Genomic DNA, 15,862 nt, shown 5'->3' with positions numbered 1-15,862 from the left:
CCGTTGGTTCGACCTTGAATGGCCGCCCGGCTGACCGGGCGGCCATTCTCCATCCCACCCCCGGCGGGGTGGCCCGGAATGGCCCGGGCGGCCGGGAACGGCCGAGCGCCTGGAACGGTTGGGTGCCCGGAACGGTTGGCTGCCCGGAAACCTCGGGTCCGGGGCGGGACGCCTCCCCGTCGTAACGGCCGTGATTTCGCGCGCCCCGCGGCACATGTGCCACCACGTGCGTTTTCCTCCCGGAAACCTGGACAGAAGCGAATCTTCTCCCGAAGAGTATTCCCAAAGCGCTTTGGGGTCGGTACTTTCTCTGTGGTGTCCACACGGCGCTCTTCCCGCACACTCACCAGGAGCGTCGGACCCCACCGGTCACGACGAAAGGAAATCCCCCGCATGAAGCTCGGGAGCAAGATCGCTGCGTCCACCGCCACGGCGGCCCTGGCCATCGGCGGCGTCACCCTCATGGCGGCCCCCGCCCAGGCGGACCTGGTCACCCTGTGCTCGGGACACGGAGGTGCGATCACCCTGCCCACTGACCTCAAGGTTCCGGCCGGCGCTAGCTGCTTCCTGGACGGCACCACCATCCAGGGCAAGGTCACCGTCGAGAGCGACGCCAACCTGCACATCCTCGGCGGCCAGATCGACGGTCAGGTGACCGTCTCCAGCGGTGGTTACTTCGACGCCTCCGACACCTCCGTCAAGGGCGACGTCGTCAACACCGGCGCCTACGGCACCTACCTGGAGGACGGCACCTCGGTCGCGGCCCTGAGCGCCGCGGCCGCCGAGGGCGCCGACAACGACGGCTTCGTCTTCGTGGTCGGTTCCTCCGCCTCCTCCGTCAACGCCACCGTCGGCGAGCTCTACGTCACCGGCTCCCGTCTGGGCGGCGTGTCCGCCGAGGGCGTGGAGTACGCGGACATCTTCGACAGCGTCGTCCGCGGCGACCTCTCCGTCACCGACGCCGCCTCCGGCGGCATCCTGGTGGACAGCGAGGTCATCGGTGACGCCACCTACACCGGCGGCAACGGCCCGGTCGCCATCGGCGCCGGTGAGAGCGAGGGCTTCGCCAGCTCCCTCAATTACATCGACGGCGACCTCTCGGTCACCGGCGTGTCCGGCGGCGTGTACATCGACAACAACATCGTCGGCGGCGACCTGACCGCCTCCGACAACAGCCCGACCGCCCAGATCGGCGACAACAACCGCGTGCGCGGCGGCATCCTCACCCAGGAGGTCGCGCTGCGCACCTTCGCCGCCGAGGTGACCGCCGAGTTCGAGGCGCACGAAGCCGACCTCGAGGAAGCCGTCGAGGAGCAGCGCGCCGAGACCATCGAGGAAGCCCTCGAAGCCGGCCCCGCCTTCTAGGACGCACCTCGAGGCACCCTCCGGGCCAGCTCGGAGGCCTCCCGGCGACAACCCGGTTCACGCCGGGCGGGGGAACCCGCCCCCACTCGCCTCTCCAGCGCCGACGGCCCCGCGCCGTCGGCGCTGTTGCTGTGCGCGGGGCCGCTCCGGGGCCGAGGGCCGCTCCCGACCGGGCCGACCCGCCTCCCACTGGCCGACCGGTCCGCCTCACCCCCATCATGTGGCTCACCCGCATCATCCGACTCACCTGCGTCATCTGGCCCACGCGTACCGCTGTTATGTCGTAGCAGTGACGATGGTCATGGGTCGGTGATACATTCCGGGCATGGCTGACTCCGAACGACGTGTCGTGGTCTCCGGTGGCTCCGGCGGTATCGGGCGGGCCATCGTGTTCGCCCTGGCGGGCGAGGGCGACGAGGTGTTCGCCCTCGGTCGGGATTCCGGACGACTGGCCGCCCTGGAACGCAGAGCCCGCGCCCACGGGCTCAGAGTCACCTCCCGGGTCTGCGACCTCACCGACGAAGCGGCGGTGGATTCCCTGGTCGAAAGCCTGGGAGAGGTGTCGGTGCTGGTCAACAACGCGGGCATGGCGCAGAGCGCTCCCCTGCGGCGTACCTGCCTCGAGCTGTGGGAAACCCACCTGCGCACCAACGCCACCTCCGCGTTCCTGCTCACCAGGGCCCTCCTGCCGGGCATGCTCGAACGCGACGACGGACGCGTGGTCTTCGTCGCCTCCACCGCCGCGCACACCGGCTCCCGCTACACCGCCGCCTACACCGCCTCCAAGCACGCGATGCTCGGACTGGCCCGGGCGGTGGCCGCCGAGGTCGCGGGCACCGGCGTCACCAGCAACGCCGTGTGCCCCTCCTTCGTCCGCACCCCCATGACCGAGGGCTCCGTGGCCCGCATCGCCGAGCGCACCGGCCGTGGCCGTCAAGAGGCGGAGGAGGCCCTGGTCAAGGCGAGCCCGCTGGGCCGACTCATCGAACCCGAGGAGGTGGCGGCCGCCGTCACCTACCTGGCGAGCCCGCTGGCCCGGGGGGTCAACGGCCAGTCCCTGACCATCGACGGCGGAGGAGTCCACCGATGAGCCCCTTCCGGGCGTCCGCGCCCCTGACCGAGCAGTGGAACCACTTCGACCTCCACCGGGAGGGCGGGGTGGCCACCGTGACCCTCGACCGGCCCGACAAACTCAACGCCCTGACCTTCGAGGCCTACGCCGACCTGCGCGACCTGCTGACCGAACTCCCGCACCGGGGCGACACCCGAGTGCTCGTCCTGCGCGGGCGCGGCAAGGGGTTCTGCTCCGGCGGGGACGTCGACGAGATCATCGGCCGGACCTTGGAGATGGACCCCGACGACCTGCTCGCCTTCACCCGGATGACCGGCGAGGTGGTCCGGGCCATGCGCGAGTGCCCGGTCCCGGTGATCGCCGGAATCCACGGCATCGCCGCCGGGGCGGGCTCGGTCCTGGCCCTGGCCGCCGACTTCCGGGTGGTCACCCGCTCGGCCCGCTTCGCCTTCCTCTTCACCCGGGTCGGCCTGTCCGGCGCCGACATGGGCGCCGCCTACCTGCTGCCCCGCATGGTGGGACTGGGCAACGCCACCAAGATCCTCATGCTCGGCGACACCGTCGACTCCGCCGAGGCCGACCGGTACGGGCTGGTCAGCGAACTGGTGGACGACCACGAACTGGACGAGGCGGTCACCCGGCTGGCCACCCGGCTCTCCGAGGGGCCCGCCTTCGGCTACGCCCAGACCAAGGCGCTGCTCTCCCGGGAACTCGACATGAGCCTGTCCGGGGCGATCGAACTGGAGGCCATGACCCAGGCCCTGCTGATGAAGAGCGCCGACTACGCCGAGTTCCACGCCGCGTTCACCGGCCGCAGGACACCCGAGTGGAAGGGGCGCTAGTGGAGCCCGCGGACCTGCCGCCCAGCCCGCACACGCTGGTCAACCCGCCCGAACTCGGCCCCACCCCGGGGTTCTCCCACGCGGTGGTCCCCGCCCCGGGCAGGGCTGTCCACCTGGCCGGGCAGATCGCCTCGGGGCCCGGCGGCACGCTGGTCGCCCGGGACCTGCCCGACCAGTTCGGGGTCGCCCTGGACAACGTCGTCACCGCTCTGCGCGCCTGCGGGGGCGCCCCGGAGCACCTGGTGAGCCTGACCATCTACACCACCGACGTCCCCGGCTACCGGTCGGCCGCCCGCGAGATCGGCCGCGCCTACCGCGCCCGCCTGGGCCGCCACTACCCGGCCATGGCGCTGCTGGGGGTGACCGACCTGTTCGAACCCGGAGCACTGGTCGAGCTGGTCGGCGCCGCCGTGATCCCCGACTCCGGTCCGGGCGGGACCTCGGCGTGAACGGGACCCCGGTCTGAGCTGTGTCTCGGTCGGGGCGGTGCCCGGTCCGAGCGGGATCGCCGGCCGAGCGGGACCGCAGGCCGGGCGGCCCGGGGCTCAGCGGAACTTCGAGAACGCGATGACGCTACGCACCTCGCTCAGCCCCAGGGGCTGGAGCAGCGTGTGGAGGTCGAAGAACACCCGGGCCGCACGGCTGCCCGCCCAGGGCTCCGGGAGCAGCTCGGGCGGCAGCCCCGGGTCCAGGTAGGGCAGCCTCCGCCAGGCGTCGACCGTGCGCAGATGGTCGGCGAACGCCTGTTTGCGCTCCTGCGCCCCGAGCGGTCCGCCCATCCGCCGCCACCGCTCCAGCACGGGTTCGTACTCGTCGAGGAAGCCCTCGTACATCGCCTGGAACGCGGGCAGGTCCCACCAGCGGGCAACGGACTCGGTCAGCTCGCGAAAGTCCAGGTGGGAGGCGTGGAAGAGCTCCGCGTAGGGCTCCAGGCCCAGCTCCCGCAGCGCCCCGCGGGCCTGGTCGGTCAGATGGGCGGGGGCGATCCACACCCCGGCGGCGGTGGTGCCGAAGCCGAGCCGGGTGAGCTGGCTGCGCAGGGCGTGCCGGCGGCGCCGCTCGGACTCGGGCACGGAGAAGACCACGAGCACCCAGCCGTCCTCGACGCGGGCGACGCGGTGGCCGAAGATGCGCTGGTCCCCCTCGGCGAGGATGCGGCGCCCCTCGTCGGACAGGCGGTACCCGGCCGCCCCGCCGAGGCGTTCGGGGGTCAGCAGGCCGCGGCGTTTGAGCCGGGAGACGGCGGAGCGGACGGCGGGGCCGTCCACGTCGAGCCCGGACATCAGCGCGATGAGGTCGGCCACCCCGATCCACCCGCCCACGTCACGGGCGTAGGAGCCGAAGAAGGAGACGATCAGGGACCTGGGCCGCCGGCGCTCGGTGTCGGCCGCCTGGCCGCTGTTGGACGTCACGCGGACACGATATCGGCCGGTTGGTCCGGTCCTCGGACGGTCCTCCCCGTCACCGGGGGCTGAGCGCACCGTTGAATCTCCTCATATAGCTCTCTTGACGGTCGTCATGCTTATTGTACATTTGCGATGTGGGGTGGATCACGTACCCAACGAGAGTCGAGGTCACCCATGGGGATCCCCCGGAACGAGACCGATCACGAGTTCGCGCGCTGGGTCCGGGCGCGCGCCGCCGAAATCACCGCCGCACCGTCCGGGACGGACACCGCACCGGCGGCCGAACCCGGCCGGGTGGACCGCGCCCTGCTGCTCCGTCTCGGCGACGCGGGCCTCCTCCCGGCGCTCTTCCCCGGTACCGCGGACGACGGCCCCCTGCGTGAGGCGCCCGCGACCCGCCTGTGCCTGCTGCGCGAGCACCTGGCCCGCACCGACACCCACGCCGAGACCGCCCTCGCCCTCCAGGGTCTGGGCACCTACCCGCTCCTGCAGTCCGGAACCGAAAGCCAACGCCGACGCTGGGTCCCCGAAGCCGCCGCGGGCCGGGCCGTGGCCGCCTTCGCCCTCACCGAACCCGACGCGGGCTCGGACGCCGCGGCCCTGGCACTGCGCGCCGAACCCCTCGGAGACGGCTGGCGCCTGCACGGCGAGAAGACCTGGATCTCCAACGCCCCCGACGCCGACTTCTACACCGTCTTCGCCCGTACCACCCCCGGGACGCGCTCCCGCGGCGTGACCGCCTTCTGCGTCCCCGGCGACCGCCCGGGACTCTCCGGCAGCCCTCTGGAGATGCTCTCCCCGCACGCCCTGGGCCACCTGGTCTTCGACGGGGTCGAGGTAGGCCCGCAGGATGTCGTCGGTATCCCCGACCAGGGGTTCACCGTCGCCATGCGCACCCTGGACCTGTTCCGCCCCAGCGTCGGCGCCTTCGCGGTGGGGATGGCCGACGCCGCGCTGGCCGCGGCCATGGAGCACACCGACCACCGCAGCGCCTTCGGCGGCCCGTTGCGCCGCCTCCAGACGGTCGCCCACACCCTGGCCGAGATGGCCACCCGCACCGAGGCCGCCCGGCTGCTCGTCTACGCGGCGGCGCGGGAGTACGACTCCGCTGGCCCCGACGTCACCCTCAAGGCCGCCATGGCCAAGCTCTTCGCCACCGAGACGGCCCAGTACGTGGTGGACGCCGCGGTACAGCTGCACGGCGCCCGCGCCCTGCACCGGGGCCACCTGCTCGAACACCTCTACCGCGAGGTGCGCGCCCCGCGTATCTACGAGGGTGCCTCGGAGGTCCAGCGTCAGATCATCGCCCGCCACATGTAACGCCACAGACCCGGCTGTAGAACCCCGCCCACCGGAGGTCCAGCATGTCGAACCCCGACCCGAACCGGAACCCGAACCCGGCTGACCGGCCGTCGCTTCCGGAGCACGGCCTCCCGGCCGCGCCGCTCTCACCCACGGCCCACGAGGACACCTTCACCCGGGATCACCTGCCCCCGGCCGAGGAGTGGCCGCTGATCCGGCCGCTGGACCACCCGGACCCGCTCAACTGCGCCGAGGAACTGCTCGACGGCACCATCGCCCGCTTCGGCGCGGACCGCCGCTGCGTGGTCGGCGAGCACGAGACCCTCACCTACGGCCGGCTCCGGGACCGGGTGGACCGGATCGCCCGCGTCCTGGTGGACGAGCGCGGCCTGCGACCGGGGGAGAGGGTGCTGCTGCGCGGGCCCAACTCGCCCTGGCTGGCCGCCTGCTGGCTCGCGGTCCTCAAAGCCGGGGGAGTGGTCGTCACCGTCCTGCCGGTCCTGCGCGCCGCAGAGCTCTCCACCATCGTCCGCTCCGCCCGGGTCACCCACGCGCTCTGCGACGCCCGCTTCCTCGACGACCTCACCGCCGCCGCCGACCAGCTCGGGGACCGGGCCCCGAGCGTCCTGGTCTACGGGGGCGAGGAGGACGGCGACCTCACCGCGCGGGTCGACGCCCACCCGCCCGGCTTCACCGCGGTGCCCACCGCCGCCGACGACGCGTGCATGATCGCCTACACCTCCGGCACCACCGGCGCGCCCAAGGGCTGCGTGCACTTCCACCGCGACGTCCTGGCCGTCGCCGACACCTACTCCGCCCAAGTCCTCAAGCCGACCCCGGACGACCTCTTCGTCGGCAGCCCGCCCTTCGCCTTCACCTTCGGCCTCGGCGGACTCCTGATCTTCCCGATGCGCGCCGGGGCCGCCACGGTCCTCCTCGAACACCCGCGCCCCGAGGCGATCCTGGACGCCGTCTCCGAGCACGGCGCCTCCGTCGTGTTCACCGCGCCCACCGCCTACCGGAGCATGCTCACCCGGCTCGACGGGCGCGACCTGTCCTCCCTGCGCCGCTGCGTCTCCGCCGGGGAACACCTGCCCGCCGCCACCTGGCAGGCCTGGTACGACGCCACCGGCGTGCGATTGCTCGACGGTATCGGCGCCACCGAGATGCTGCACATCTTCGTCTCCGCCAGTGACGAGCACATGCGCCCCGGCTCCACCGGACGCCCCGTGCCCGGGTTCGAGGCGGTGATCCTGGACGACGGGGGCAAGCCCGTCCCCGACGGCGAACCCGGCCACCTCGCGGTCCGCGGTCCGGTCGGCTGCCGCTACCTGTCCGACGAGCGCCAGCGCGAGTACGTCCGCCACGGCTGGAACCACACCGGTGACACCTACGTACGCGACGAGGACGGCTACTTCTGGTACCGGGCGCGCAGCGACGACATGATCGTCTCCGCCGGATACAACATCGCCCCCGCCGAGGTGGAGGAGGCCCTGCTCACCTCACCCGACGTGGAGGAGGCCGCGGTGGTCGGAACGCGGGACCCGGACCGGGGCCTGGCCGTGCGCGCCTACGTGGTGCCGCGCCGGGGGCTCACCGCCGACACCGCTCTGGCCGACCGGCTCAAGGACCACGTCCGCTCGCGCATCGCCCCCTACAAGACCCCGCGCTCGGTGGTCTTCCTGCCTTCCCTGCCGCGCACCGCCACCGGCAAACTCCAGCGATTCAGACTCCGGGAGAGCACCTGAGCCGACAGCAGCCCACGGCACGGACGCCAGCGGAACCGGCACCGACGCGGACGGCGCCACCGGAACCGGCGTCAGCGAAAAGGAAGGCGGCACGATGCGCATCGCGTGTATCGGGGCGGGGCCCGCGGGACTCTACTTCGCGGCCCTGGCCCGCCAGCTGGACCACACCCACGACATCACCGTCTACGAGCGCAACGCCCCCGACGACACCTTCGGGTTCGGTGTGGTGCTCTCCGACGAGACCCTCGGCGGCATAGAACACGCCGACCCCGCCGTGTACCGGGCCATGGCCGCCGAGTTCGCCCGCTGGGACGACATCGACATCCACTACGGGGGCACCGTCACCACCTCCGGCGGGCACGGCTTCGCCGCCATCGGCCGCCGCCGGCTCCTCCAGATCCTGCGCGCCCGCTGCGCCGAGCTGGGGGTCCGGGTGCTCAGCCGTACCGAGGCGCCGCCCGCCGCGGAGCTTGCCGCCGCCCACGACCTCGTCGTCGCCGCCGACGGGGTCAACAGCATCACCAGGACCACCCACGCCGCGGACTTCGGCACCGAACTCCACACCCACCGCAACCGCTTCATGTGGCTCGGTACCGACCTGGTCTTCGACGCCTTCAACTTCCACGTCCTGGAGACCCCGCACGGGGTCCTACAGCTGCACTGCTACCCCTACTCCACCGGCTCCAGCACCTTCATCGTGGAGATGACCGAGGACGTGTGGCACGCCGCCGGGTTCGTCGACCGCGACCTCGCCCCCGGGGAGAGCGACCTCGGTGCGATAGCGCGCTGCGAGCAGCTCTTCGCCGAGGTCCTGCGCGGCCACCGCCTGCTGCCCAACAACTCCCGTTGGCAGCGCTTCACCACCGTCCGCAACCGCACCTGGCGGCGCGGCAACGTGGTCCTGCTCGGCGACGCCGCCCACACCGCCCACTTCTCCATCGGCTCGGGCACCAAACTGGCCATGGAGGACGCGCTCGCCCTCGCCGCCTGCCTGCGCGAACAGCCCACCACCGACGCGGCCCTGAACGCCTACGAGGAGGAACGCCAGCCCGTCGTGGCCAGCACCCAGCGCGCGGCCCGGGCCAGCCTGGAGTGGTTCGAGGACATCGCCCGCCACGTGGACGCAGCACCGCCCCAGTTCGCCTTCGATCTACTCACCCGCAGCCGCCGGGTCACCTACGACAACCTTCGCCTGCGCGACCCCGAGTTCGTCGCCTGCGTGGACGCGTGGTTCACCGGGCAGGTCGAGGCCGAACAGGCCGGATCCGCCGCCGGGCGTTCCGCGGCCACCGGTTCCGCCGCTTCGACCAGCCCGGCCGCCACAGCCGACGAGGGCTCGACGGAAACCGAGGGCTCGGCGGCCGAACCGCGCCCGCCCATGTTCCACCCCTTCCGTCTGGGACCCGTGGAGCTGGACAACCGGGTCGTGGTCTCGGCCATGGACATGTACTCCGCCACCGACGGGCTGGCGGGCGACTTCCACCTCGTCCACCTGGGCGGCAAGGCCCTGGGCGGGGCCGGGCTGGTGATGACCGAGATGGTGTGCGTGTCCGCCGAAGCCCGCATCACCCCCGGATGCACCGGTCTGTACACCCTCGAACACGAGACCGCCTGGCGCCGCGTCACCGAGTTCGTGCACGCCAACAGCCGGGCGAAGATCGGGGTGCAGCTCGGCCACGCCGGACGCAAGGGATCCACCCGCCTCATGTGGGAGGGCATCGACCAGCCCCTGCCCGACGGCAACTGGCCCCTGGTCGCCCCCTCACCGCTGCCCTACCGGGAGGGCGTCAACCAGACACCCAGGGAACTCGACCACGCCGCCATGGCGGCCATCCGGGACGACTTCACCGCCGCCGCCCGCTCCGCCGACCGCGCCGGATTCGACCTTCTCGAACTCCACTGCGCCCACGGATACCTGCTCTCCTCCTTCCTCTCACCGGTCACCAACCACCGCGCCGACCGCTACGGAGGCGACCTCGCCGGACGCCTGCGCTACCCCCTGGAGGTCCTGGCCGCCGTCCGCGAGGTCTGGCCCGACCACAAGGCCCTCACCGTCCGGATCTCCGCCACCGACTGGACCGAGGAGGGCACCACCGCCGACGACGCCGTGGAGATCGCCCGCGCCCTCGCCGCCGCCGGGGCCGACGCCATCGACGTCTCCACCGGCCAGGTCACCCCGGACGAACGGCCCGCCTACGGCCGCAGCTACCAGGTGCCCTACGCCGAACGCATCCGCCGCGACCTCGGGGTGCCGGTCATCGCGGTCGGCGCCATCTCCTCCCACGACGACGTCAACTCCACGGTCCTGGCCGGGCGCGCCGACCTGTGCGCCCTGGCCCGCCCGCACCTGTACGACCCGCAGTGGACCCTGCACGCCGCCGCCGAGCAGGACTACTCGGGCCCCGGAGTCACCTGGCCCGCCCCCTTCCGCGCGGGCAGCCGTAAACCCCCCACGGGCCGGACCGACGGGCCGCGCCCCCGCCTCGACCTGCTACGTTCCACCGGGACACAGGGCACCCGCCACCGCCGCTGGCGCCCCGACCAGCCCGAGCACGGCTCCGCTCCCCCGGAGAGCGCTCCGCGCCCGGCCACGACCCAGGGAGACCCAAGGTGACCACGACCTACGGTGAGCACCCCAGCCAGATCATCCACCGCTGGGACCCCGAGGGAGCGGACGCTCCGGCCCCCGTGGCGGTCCTGCTGCACGGCGGCTGGTGGCGCGACCTGCACGACGCCCACCTGATGGACCCCCTCGCCCGGGACCTGGCCGCGGGTGGGTGGGCGGTGTGGAATATCGAGTACCGGCGCACCGGTACCGACGGCGGCGGCTGGCCGCGGACCCGTGACGACGTCGCCCGCGCCCTGGACCTGCTCGCCGCCACCGCCGAGAGCGACGAACGCCTGGACACCTCCCGCGTGGTCTCCATCGGCCACTCCGCCGGGGGCCACCTCGCCCTGATGACCGCCGCCGACTCCCCGGTGACCTCCGTGGTCCCGCTCGCCCCCATCACCGACCTGCGTCGCTGCGCCGAAGCCGGACTGGGGGAAGGGGCGGTCGAACCCTTCCTCGGCCCCGTCCCCGCTCCGGAGCTCTATACCGAGTCCTCCCCCGTGCACCGGCTTCCGTTCGGCGTTCCCCAACTACTGGTCCACGGTGACCGGGACCAGCGCGTCCCGGTCGAGCACAGCCGCGACTACGCGGCGGCGGCCCGGTCGGCGGGGGACCCCGTCGACTACCGGGAGATCTCCGGCGCCGACCACTTCGCCGTCATCGACCCCGCGCACGCCGCCTGGCGGTCGGTGCGCGACACACTCGCGACCGGCTGGGGATGACCCCGGAACGGTCGGGGAAGCACGCGCGGCACAAGGGCGGTGCCGTTCCCACCCTCGGTCCCCGGAGGGCGCACACCCCTGCGTCCAAGGACAGACCGACCCCACCCAACCCTCCGGACCCACCCGCCCCAGGCCGCCACGACTGAGAAGACTTCAGCCTCCCCGCCGGGGGCAGGCGCGAACGGCTGACCGTCGTGGCGCTCCGCGCCCTCATCGGCCCGATCCACGCAGGTCTGGTCATGGCCTCCGGGCTGGGGGCCGCGGTGGACTTCTACGCCTTCGCGATCCCGGCCGTGATCGGTGCGCTCGCCATCCTGGTGGTGGCGAAGTCCCGGGCGGCGGTCCCGCCCGGGAACGCACCCCCGTTGAACCGTCCACAGGACTCCGGACACACCCCGGGGGCGGTGCCTGGAAGAGCCAGGCGCCGCCCCCGTGCGGGTTCCGTCGAAACGCTAGTTGCCGTTGCCGCTCTGGCCGCTCTGGCTGCCCTGGTCGCTTCCGGAGCCGCCCTGGCCGCCCCGCCAGCGGTCGGCCACCGTGTCGAAGAACTGGCCCCCGGCGCGCCCAGCGCCACCCGCCACGTCCCGGATGGTCTTGACCAGAGGGTCCGAGGATCGGTTCCAGCCCTCCCGGTAGGAGTTGGCCGCGTTGGCCGCCTCCTCCGACACACTGGCCTCACGGTCGGTGGACCGGCGCGGGTACTCGCCGTCGACGATCCGCTGGTACTCGCCGCTCTCGATCCACCGGTGCAGCTCGGCCACCCGGACCACCGCGAACGGGTGGCTCTGCGGGACGGTGGTCATCAGCTTGAGGACGCTGTCCACGGCGTCACCGCCGCCCTCGTACTCGCGGGCCTGCTCCATGAACGCGTCGGGGTTCATCTGGGACAGGTTCGAGCCACCGGCCAGCTTCATCAGAGCGCGCTTGGCGGCTTCGGGGTTCTGGCAGGTCAGCAGGCCGGCGCGGTCGCTGGAGAGCTCGGACTTGCGCTGCCACTCGCGCAGCCCGGCCAGGATCGCCTGGATGGCGATGGCACCCAGCGGGATCCACATGATCTTGGTGGACAGCCAGACCAGCAGAAGGAGGATGGTGCGGTACACGGAGTGGCCGCTCAGCACGTGACCGACCTCGTGGCCGATGACGAACCGCTTCTCCTCGGCGTCGAACAGGTCGAACAGGCCGGTCGTCATGACGATGAACGGCTTCTTGCGGCCGATCGCCATGGCGTTGGGCTGGGGGTCCATCTTGACGTAGAGCTCGGGGACCTCGTCCAGGTCCAGCACGTAGGCGGCGTCGCGGAGGTAGTCGTGCAGCTCCGGGAACTGCGTGGGGCTCACCCGCACGGCGCTGGAAAGGAACATCAGGCGGAGCGAGCGCTCGTTGATCCGCCCGAACAGGGACTTGACCAGGGTGTCGAAGCCCGTCAGCGAACGCAGCGCGACCAGGGCGCCGCGGTCGGCGGGGTGCTCGTAGGCACGAGGAGAGATGTCTGTGAGCCGGACGCGTACGCGATCTGGTGAGTTGGCCATATCGGCATGCTATGCGCCGCGTCGCCGCTTGGCCACGGTTTGGACCAAACGAGATATGACGCGATTCGCGGGTGTTTCACGAACCTCCCCGGGAAGCAGCCCGGCCCGGCGCTTGTTTGACCTGTTCCAGGGTGGAACAGTTCCGGATTCCAGGATGGAACAGGCCCGGAAGCGGGCGACGACGCCCGAGGTCGGCTAACCTCGGTTGGCCGAAACCGGCAACATGGCAGCGCCACTGCGAAACGGAGCGCACAGTGACACAGCAGGCCACCGGCGTCTCCCACGGGGGGAGTTCCCCCGCGCGACGGGACGGCTCCGTGCCGACCAAGGTCGGCATCATGGGCGGCACCTTCGACCCCATCCACCACGGACACCTCGTCGCCGCCAGTGAGGTCGCACACCTCTTCGGCCTGGACGAAGTGGTGTTCGTCCCCACCGGCCAGCCCTGGCAGAAGGACCTGGCCAAGGTCACCCCCTCCGAGGACCGCTACCTCATGACGGTCATCGCGACCGCCGAGAACCCCCAGTTCAGGGTCGACCGCGTCGAGATCGACCGGTCAGGGCCCACCTACACCCTCGACACCCTCCGTGAGATGCGCAGCGTCTACGGCCCCGGCGTGGAGCTCTACTTCATCACCGGAGCCGACGCGCTCGGCGCCATTTTGAGCTGGCACAACGTCGACGAACTCTTCGACCTCGCGCATTTCGTAGGCTGTAACCGGCCCGGACACCACCTCAGCGACACCGGCCTGCCCGAGGGCAAGGTCTCCCTGGTGGAGGTCCCCGCGCTCGCCATCTCCTCCACCGAGTGCCGCGAACGCGTCCGCAAGGGCGAACCCATCTGGTACCTCGTACCCGACGGCATCGTCCGCTACATCAACAAGACCGGGCTCTACCTGGAGTCCTGAACCGCGCCACGCGAACCGAACCCGGTCCGCGCCGCGCCGGTCCACACCCGACAAGTAAGGCAGCAAGCACAACGTGACAGCCACCGACAGGGCCGTGGAACTCGTCAAGGTCGCCGCAGAGGCCGCCTCCGACAAGCTCGCCCAGGAGATCATCGCCTACGACGTCAGCGACCAGCTCGTCATCACCGAGGCCTTCGTGCTGTGCTCGGCGCCCAACGACCGCCAGGTCCGCGCCATCGTCGACGAGGTCGAGGACCAGCTGCGCATCCAGTCCGGCGCCAAGCCCGTCCGCCGCGAGGGCGAGCGCGACGGCCGCTGGGTCCTGCTGGACTACGCCGACATCGTCGTCCACATCCAGCACGAGGAGGAGCGCGGCTACTACGGCCTCGAGCGCCTCTGGAAGGACTGCCCGGAGATCGAACTCCCCGAGGGCTCCCGAGGTGCCGAGCGCACCCCGCTGGACGAGCAGTAACCTCCGCGCGGCCGTCCCGGTCGCAGAACAAGAGAGACACGCCACGTGAGTGACGCCCCCCGTGTGCTGTTCTGGCGGCACGGACGCACGGCCTGGAACGTCGAGAAGCGCTTCCAGGGACAGACCGACATCGACCTCGACCCGGTCGGCCACGCACAGGCCGAACGGGCCGGTCGGCTGCTCGCCACCCTGAGGCCCGACACCGTCATCGCGTCCGACCTCAAGCGCGCCGCCGACACCGCCGGGTACCTCGGACGCTCCTCCGGGGTCCCGGTGGAGTTCGACAAGGGTCTGCGTGAACGCTTCGGCGGCTCATGGGAGGGCCTCACCGCCGCCGAACTCGCCGAACGCTGGCCCGCCGAGCACCCGCGCATGGAGATCCCCGACGGGGAGCACATCTCCGAGGTCGGCGACCGGATGGTCGCGGCGGTCGACCGGGGCCTGGCCAAGACCCCGCCCGGCGGCCTCCTCGTCATCGTCAGTCACGGGGCGGCCCTGCGCGTGGGGATCTCCCGCATGCTCGGCGTCCCCGACGAGCGCCGCGAGCTCCTCGGGCCGCTCAGCAACTGCTGCTGGTCGGTGCTCCAGGCGCGCGGCCAGACCTGGCGCCTCATGGAGCACAACGCCGCCAGCCTCCCGGAACCGGTCGTCCTCAGCGACGACGCCTGATTCCGTTTCGACGAACCGCGCATAATCCGCTAAGGTTCAGGGAGTCGGCAGGGCTTCGGCCCGAACGACTCCCATACGGGGCTATGGCGCAGTTGGTAGCGCGCCTCCATGGCATGGAGGAGGTCTGGGGTTCGAATCCCCATAGCTCCACTTGAATTCAGGGCGACCCGGTGATCGCGTTTAAGCGCTCACCGGGTCGCCTTCGTTGTTTCTTCTGTGGAGGCGAACCCCAGACCTACGGGGTATGAGGGAGCGTCAGCGCAGGTCACGGAAGAACGCCCGGATGTCGCCGACCAGTAGGTCCGGCTTCTCCAAGGACAGGAAGTGGCCGCCCTCGCCGAGCTCGGTCCACCGCACGATCTCGTGGTCCCGCTCGGCCCAGGGTCGGACCGTCACGTCGTGCGCGGAGAGCAGGACCCCGGTCGGGACCGTACCGCGCTCGGTGGGCCAGCCGCCCGGGCCCTCGCTTCGGGAGTCCGCCTCACCTTCGCCCCCGTCACCCGCGCCGCTCCAGTCGTTCGCGGAGATGTTCTCGTAGTAGATCTGGGCGGCAGAGCCCGCGGTGCCGGTCAGCCAGTACACCGACACGCACGTGAGCATCCGGTCGCGGTCCAGGCTGTCCTCGGGCAGACCCTCCTCCGGCATGGTGAGCTCCTTGAACTTCTCCACCATCCAGGCGAGCTGCCCCACCGGTGAGTCGGTCAGCCCGTAGGCGACGGTCTGCGGGCGCTTGCCGTTGCACTGGAGGTAGCCGTCGTTGAAGTCCCGCATGGACTCCCAACGGCGGCGGTCCGCGCCCTCGAGGGCCTTCTCCTCCTCCTCGCCGTAGGGGAAGGTGATCATGGCGTTGAGGTGTAGCCCGACCACGTTCTCTGGTGCCTGCTCCGCCATCTCCGGTGCCACCCAGGAACCGGTGTCGTAGCCCTGGACGCCGTATCGCTCGTAGCCCAGCCGGGACATCAGTTCCACGAACAGCCCGGCCATCCGTTCCGTGCCCATACCGGGACCGGCCAGGGGAATGGAGAACCCGAACCCCGGCAGGGACGGAATGACCAGGTGGAACGCGTCGTCGGGGTCACCGCCGTGCGACCGGGGGTCGGTGAGCGGTCCGATCACGTCCAGGAAATCGGTGACCGCCCCCGGCCAACCGTGCAGCAGGATCAGCGGGGTAGCCTCCGGCTCCGGATGGTGTCCCATCAGGTGGTGTAACTTCACA

14 protein-coding genes and 1 tRNA gene are annotated in these 15,862 nt (G+C 71.6%); 12 read left to right on the top strand and 3 right to left on the bottom strand.

Annotated features, from left to right (window positions below; all coding sequences use genetic code 11):
* Nucleotides 1–393: 393 nt before the first annotated feature.
* The 4 genes from HNR07_RS15930 to HNR07_RS15915 all read left to right on the top strand — a co-directional run bounded on the left by HNR07_RS15930 (nucleotide 394) and on the right by HNR07_RS15915 (nucleotide 3,728).
* Entirely contained in the window at nucleotides 394–1,365 is a 972-nt protein-coding gene (locus HNR07_RS15930; protein WP_184365671.1) for a hypothetical protein, read from the top strand.
* 325 nt (nucleotides 1,366–1,690) lie between these two features.
* Nucleotides 1,691–2,455, top strand: a complete 765-nt coding sequence (locus HNR07_RS15925) for an SDR family NAD(P)-dependent oxidoreductase (protein ID WP_184365670.1) — start codon at nucleotides 1,691–1,693, stop codon at nucleotides 2,453–2,455.
* Nucleotides 2,452–3,279, top strand: a complete 828-nt coding sequence (locus tag HNR07_RS15920; RefSeq protein WP_184365669.1) for an enoyl-CoA hydratase family protein — start codon at nucleotides 2,452–2,454, stop codon at nucleotides 3,277–3,279. The genes HNR07_RS15925 and HNR07_RS15920 overlap by 4 nt, the downstream gene beginning before the upstream one ends.
* Complete coding sequence (locus HNR07_RS15915; RefSeq protein ID WP_184365668.1) at nucleotides 3,279–3,728, top strand: RidA family protein; 450 nt, start codon at nucleotides 3,279–3,281, stop codon at nucleotides 3,726–3,728. The genes HNR07_RS15920 and HNR07_RS15915 overlap by 1 nt, the downstream gene beginning before the upstream one ends.
* A 96-nt stretch (nucleotides 3,729–3,824) precedes the next feature.
* Here HNR07_RS15915 and HNR07_RS15910 read toward each other — a convergent pair whose 3' ends face one another.
* A complete protein-coding gene (locus HNR07_RS15910) occupies nucleotides 3,825–4,691 on the bottom strand; it encodes a PaaX family transcriptional regulator (protein ID WP_184365667.1) in 867 nt (288 codons plus the stop codon).
* A 168-nt stretch (nucleotides 4,692–4,859) separates the two neighbouring features.
* Here HNR07_RS15910 and HNR07_RS15905 point away from each other — a divergent pair, with 168 nt between their 5' ends.
* From HNR07_RS15905 to HNR07_RS15890, 4 genes are all read left to right on the top strand, one after another.
* Nucleotides 4,860–6,005, top strand: coding sequence for an acyl-CoA dehydrogenase family protein (locus HNR07_RS15905; protein ID WP_184365666.1), 1,146 nt, complete (start codon nucleotides 4,860–4,862; stop codon nucleotides 6,003–6,005).
* Between the two features lie 44 nt (nucleotides 6,006–6,049).
* Entirely contained in the window at nucleotides 6,050–7,735 is a 1,686-nt protein-coding gene (locus HNR07_RS15900; RefSeq protein ID WP_246420331.1) for a benzoate-CoA ligase family protein, read from the top strand.
* Nucleotides 7,736–7,829: 94 nt separating this feature from the next.
* Complete coding sequence (locus HNR07_RS15895) at nucleotides 7,830–10,349, top strand: bifunctional salicylyl-CoA 5-hydroxylase/oxidoreductase (RefSeq protein ID WP_184365665.1); 2,520 nt, start codon at nucleotides 7,830–7,832, stop codon at nucleotides 10,347–10,349.
* Nucleotides 10,346–11,068 (top strand): alpha/beta hydrolase family protein, encoded by a 723-nt coding sequence (locus HNR07_RS15890; RefSeq protein ID WP_184365664.1) that lies wholly within the window; start codon nucleotides 10,346–10,348, stop codon nucleotides 11,066–11,068. Before HNR07_RS15895 ends, HNR07_RS15890 begins: the two co-directional genes overlap by 4 nt.
* A gap of 452 nt (nucleotides 11,069–11,520) precedes the next feature.
* Here HNR07_RS15890 and HNR07_RS15885 read toward each other — a convergent pair whose 3' ends face one another.
* Nucleotides 11,521–12,597 (bottom strand): M48 family metallopeptidase, encoded by a 1,077-nt coding sequence (locus HNR07_RS15885; protein ID WP_184365663.1) that lies wholly within the window; start codon nucleotides 12,595–12,597, stop codon nucleotides 11,521–11,523.
* Between the two features lie 254 nt (nucleotides 12,598–12,851).
* Between HNR07_RS15885 and nadD the strand changes: the two genes are divergently transcribed.
* The 4 genes from nadD (at nucleotide 12,852) to HNR07_RS15865 (ending at nucleotide 14,796) form a co-directional block, all read left to right on the top strand.
* Nucleotides 12,852–13,505, top strand: coding sequence for a nicotinate-nucleotide adenylyltransferase (gene nadD / locus HNR07_RS15880; protein WP_312893822.1), 654 nt, complete (start codon nucleotides 12,852–12,854; stop codon nucleotides 13,503–13,505).
* Nucleotides 13,506–13,578: 73 nt separating this feature from the next.
* Nucleotides 13,579–13,977 (top strand): ribosome silencing factor, encoded by a 399-nt coding sequence (gene rsfS, locus HNR07_RS15875; RefSeq protein ID WP_017584568.1) that lies wholly within the window; start codon nucleotides 13,579–13,581, stop codon nucleotides 13,975–13,977.
* 45 nt (nucleotides 13,978–14,022) lie between these two features.
* Entirely contained in the window at nucleotides 14,023–14,646 is a 624-nt protein-coding gene (locus HNR07_RS15870) for a histidine phosphatase family protein (RefSeq protein WP_184365662.1), read from the top strand.
* Between the two features lie 77 nt (nucleotides 14,647–14,723).
* Nucleotides 14,724–14,796 (top strand) — tRNA-Ala (locus tag HNR07_RS15865).
* A 105-nt stretch (nucleotides 14,797–14,901) separates the two neighbouring features.
* Here the strand turns inward: HNR07_RS15865 and HNR07_RS15860 are convergent.
* Nucleotides 14,902–15,861 carry an alpha/beta fold hydrolase gene (locus HNR07_RS15860; protein WP_312893821.1) on the bottom strand — a complete coding sequence of 320 codons (960 nt, stop codon included), beginning with the start codon at nucleotides 15,859–15,861 and terminating at the stop codon, nucleotides 14,902–14,904.
* Between the last annotated feature and the right edge of the window lies 1 nt (nucleotide 15,862).

It is taken from the genome of Nocardiopsis metallicus (assembly GCF_014201115.1).
In the GTDB taxonomy this organism is placed as follows: domain Bacteria; phylum Actinomycetota; class Actinomycetes; order Streptosporangiales; family Streptosporangiaceae; genus Nocardiopsis; species Nocardiopsis metallicus.
This window is presented reverse-complemented; position numbering and strand designations above follow the sequence as displayed.

Excerpts from the sequence above, each read along its gene's own strand:
- HNR07_RS15930 (WP_184365671.1), top strand. The coding sequence starts at position 394 with ATGAAGCTCGGGAGCAAGATCGCTGCGTCCACCGCCACGGCGGCCCTG.
- HNR07_RS15925 (WP_184365670.1), top strand. The coding sequence starts at position 1,691 with ATGGCTGACTCCGAACGACGTGTCGTGGTCTCCGGTGGCTCCGGCGGT.
- HNR07_RS15920 (WP_184365669.1), top strand. The coding sequence starts at position 2,452 with ATGAGCCCCTTCCGGGCGTCCGCGCCCCTGACCGAGCAGTGGAACCAC.
- HNR07_RS15905 (WP_184365666.1), top strand. The coding sequence starts at position 4,860 with ATGGGGATCCCCCGGAACGAGACCGATCACGAGTTCGCGCGCTGGGTC.
- HNR07_RS15900 (WP_246420331.1), top strand. The coding sequence starts at position 6,050 with ATGTCGAACCCCGACCCGAACCGGAACCCGAACCCGGCTGACCGGCCG.
- HNR07_RS15895 (WP_184365665.1), top strand. The coding sequence starts at position 7,830 with ATGCGCATCGCGTGTATCGGGGCGGGGCCCGCGGGACTCTACTTCGCG.
- HNR07_RS15885 (WP_184365663.1), bottom strand. The coding sequence starts at position 12,597 with ATGGCCAACTCACCAGATCGCGTACGCGTCCGGCTCACAGACATCTCT.